Origin of the sequence: Aeromonas sp. (assembly GCF_050633025.1) — a bacterium.
In the GTDB taxonomy this organism is placed as follows: domain Bacteria; phylum Pseudomonadota; class Gammaproteobacteria; order Enterobacterales; family Aeromonadaceae; genus Aeromonas.
This window is the reverse complement of the sequence record NZ_JBODRQ010000223.1, coordinates 1-2,969: the sequence shown is the minus strand read 5'-3', so window position 1 is coordinate 2,969 and position 2,969 is coordinate 1. Positions and strand designations below refer to the sequence as shown.

At 56.2% G+C, this 2,969-nt stretch carries 2 protein-coding genes; one reads left to right on the top strand and one right to left on the bottom strand.

Annotated elements, in window-relative coordinates; translation table 11 throughout:
- Positions 1–26: 26 nt before the first annotated feature.
- Complete coding sequence (locus ACRAUW_RS17555) at positions 27–2,186, bottom strand: ExeM/NucH family extracellular endonuclease (RefSeq protein ID WP_431363301.1); 2,160 nt, start codon at positions 2,184–2,186, stop codon at positions 27–29.
- 448 nt (positions 2,187–2,634) lie between these two features.
- On the opposite strand from ACRAUW_RS17555, the gene ACRAUW_RS17550 reads away from it, so the two are divergent.
- Positions 2,635–2,969 (top strand): chemotaxis protein CheW (locus tag ACRAUW_RS17550; RefSeq protein WP_431363300.1); only part of this gene is annotated, 335 nt, incomplete at its 3' end.

Sequence of the window (2,969 nt, the reverse complement as noted above, 5' to 3'; positions counted from 1 at the left end):
CTTGCACGATTCAGATGCGCCTGTGGTTAACGGCGACGTCGCCAAGCCAGTGGCAACAGGGCCAGCAGGCCGAGTCCCAGCGCACCACCGCCTGAGGAGGTGTCCGGTTTGGTGGCATCACTCTCCAGTTTGAGGTCGACGATGATGGGATCATGATCGGAGGCGCTGAAGGGGTTGTCAGACTTGAGTAGTGCATCGGTGAATTTGGCAGCGTACTCGAACTGGTTGCTTTCGAAGGCGTTGATATGCCAGTCGGAGACACCCGCCACCTTGCTGGCCAGTGCCGAGTTGGCGAGGGCATAGTCGAGGGTACCGAGTTCGCCGTCATAGCTGTAGGAGATGGCTTTCTCCTTGTTAAACTTGACGTTGAGATCGACGAAGCCATAGTTCTTGGTCGCCTCGCGCCCCATCTGCTCGTAAGGTTGTTCACCGATAAAGGTGTGGGAGGCAGATACGATCTTCCGCTCGCTGGTGGCCGGGTTGTAGTCTGTCAGTACCCGGATCGGATCTTCCTTGGCGTAGGAGTTGAAGTCCCCCACCAGCAGCACCTGGCCCGGCAGTTTGCTGACCGCTTCACCCAGTACCTTGGCGGCGGAGACCCGGAACTCGGTGCACTTGCCCTGCAGGTCGGCCGGCTCTGTCTTGCCATCGCCATTTTCATAGCAGCCTGATCCCTTGGATTTGAGGTGGTTGACTACCACAGTCAGCGGTTCTTTGCTCTTGGCAATGGTGAAGGTCTGAACCAGCGAGTCGCGTTGACCAGCGGTTTTGGCTGCTCCACCTGTGATGTAGCGCTGCTCCGGCAGCTTGATGACGCTGGCATCCCCGCTGGGGGTGATCAGGGCAGGGCGGTAGATCATCGCCACCATGATGGCGTCGCCGCCGAAGAACTTGCCATCGGTGAGGGCAGTGACCGGCAGACGGACATAGGCGTAGTGTTTGCTTGTATCCTTCTGCTGTTCGTTGAGACGGGTCACCAGATTATGGAGGGCGGAGTTGTCACCAAAGCCGTTGTTCTCCATCTCCATCAGGCCGAGCAGGTCGGCGTCCATCTCGGTAATGGCGTTGGCTATTTTGGTGCGCTGCTTCTCGAAGGCAAGCAGTGTTTTGGCACCACGGTTACAACTATCTTTGTATGTTCCTTGGCAGGTGTTATTAAGATCGCCACCAATCTCTGGCGCGCTGGTGAAGTAGTTGAGCACGTTAAAGCTTGCGATCCGCAGGTTGCTGCCTGGAGTTCGAGTGGGGGCGGTCAGCTGGCGATCATCTTGCGCAGTACGCAGCAAGTTGGCGACCCCGATAGTGACATCGTTGGGTACCATCAGGCGGAAAGCGTCCTTGTTGTAGATAACAGTCCCTTCCAGACCATCTATCTGATCACCGATACGCAGATAACCCTGATCGGCATCCAGCGCCGGGAACCAGGGCAGGGCGCCATTTTGTACTTTGAAATCAGACTCGACCGCCAGTCGGTTGTTGCCATTTTTGGCGGCCAGCGCGACCGCTTCCGGGCTGCTGGCAACATGGAGCTGGGTCGGCTTGATAAGCGGCGCCTTATGGGAGAGTTCCAGGTTAGTGCGAGAGGCCTTGTAGTCGAAGCTGAAGTTGCGGGTCAGGTGAAGATCGCTGCTGCTGTCGAGCCGTACCCGCATCCCTTCGTGGCGATTGAGGGCTTGCTTCAGGCTTTCATCGTCATTGACTTTGAGTACGCTTACCGGCACGTTTTTACCCTGCCCGAGAACCTTGAGCCGGGGCTCAGTACCATCCCATTTCAGCTTGAGCTGGGTGCCGCCCAAGAACTCCTCGACCTGGGCTTCCAGGCAGAGCTCAGCTCCCGGTTTGATGTCTTTATATTTGGTCGCGAAGTCCTTGTCGCTCAGATAGACAAAGATGCCATCCGAGGTGGCCGGGTCGCCATCGCCCACCGGGTCGGTCAGATAGAAACCCTTGGTCAGACTTTGGCCCACAGTGGTAACAACACCCTTGACGCGGAAAGAGTCTGGGCTGACAGCCCCGGTGGATGTTGAGGTAGTGGCGAGCGCGCTGGCGGAGCCTGTGCCCTGAAGGGTCGGGATGGGGGTGAGTTGAGCCTGGTCGGATGGGCAGACAAAGTCAGCTGCATATACGGAGGGAGATGCAAATGCCAGCCCCACGGCCAGCGACAGCAGGGTACGAGTGCCTTTCATAGGTGTTCCTTTTTTATTTTTGCCAGTGATTCCGCAGCCTTGGTTCGTTGACCAAGGGCGCGCATTGTCACATTTCTGGCATGTCGTACCAGTGAGCCAACGCACATTAAGCGAATCTGGACCGGAGCGGAAAAGCGTTTTTATGATCCCAGTAACAGTATGATTTACTTGATAAACAACTTAGTTGTGGCGCAGGGGAGGGGCTTGGAGCTTGTTCACATCCCGACGAGTTGGCTGGCAGGTTCACTGGCGGACCGGCAGCGAGCGCTGGGTGTGTGACGGCAGTTGTCAGTCTGGTGTGGTTATTTGCTTGGCAGTCAATCATATGAGTGGTTTTTCGGCCTCACTTTTTTTGTCTGGTTGGTCGCTCTGGTTGAAAATGCGCCTGCCTTTCCTGGCGGGCAGCCTCTATAATAGAGTCGATTAATAATCAGATGGATATCAGCGTATGGCGAGTATATTGGATTCCGTTGATCAACGAACTCAACTGGTGGGGGAAAACCGCCTCGAGTTATTGATGTTTCGTCTCGGCACCCGCCAGATGTTCGCTATCAACGTTTTCAAGGTGCGGGAAGTGGTCAAACTGCCCCATCTGAGCAAGATGCCGGGCTCCCATCACAATATCAGCGGGGTGGCCAATATCCGCGGTACCTCGATCCCGGTGATCAACCTGCGCAGCGCCATCGGTATGCGCCCCATGTCCATCGACAATGAATCCAACCTCATCATCACCGAGTACAACCGTACCATTCAGGGCTTTCTGGTGGGGCAGGTGGCCAATAT

Coding starts and splice junctions, on each gene's coding strand:
- ACRAUW_RS17555 (WP_431363301.1), bottom strand. CDS start 2,186: ATGAAAGGCACTCGTACCCTGCTGTCGCTGGCCGTGGGGCTGGCATTT.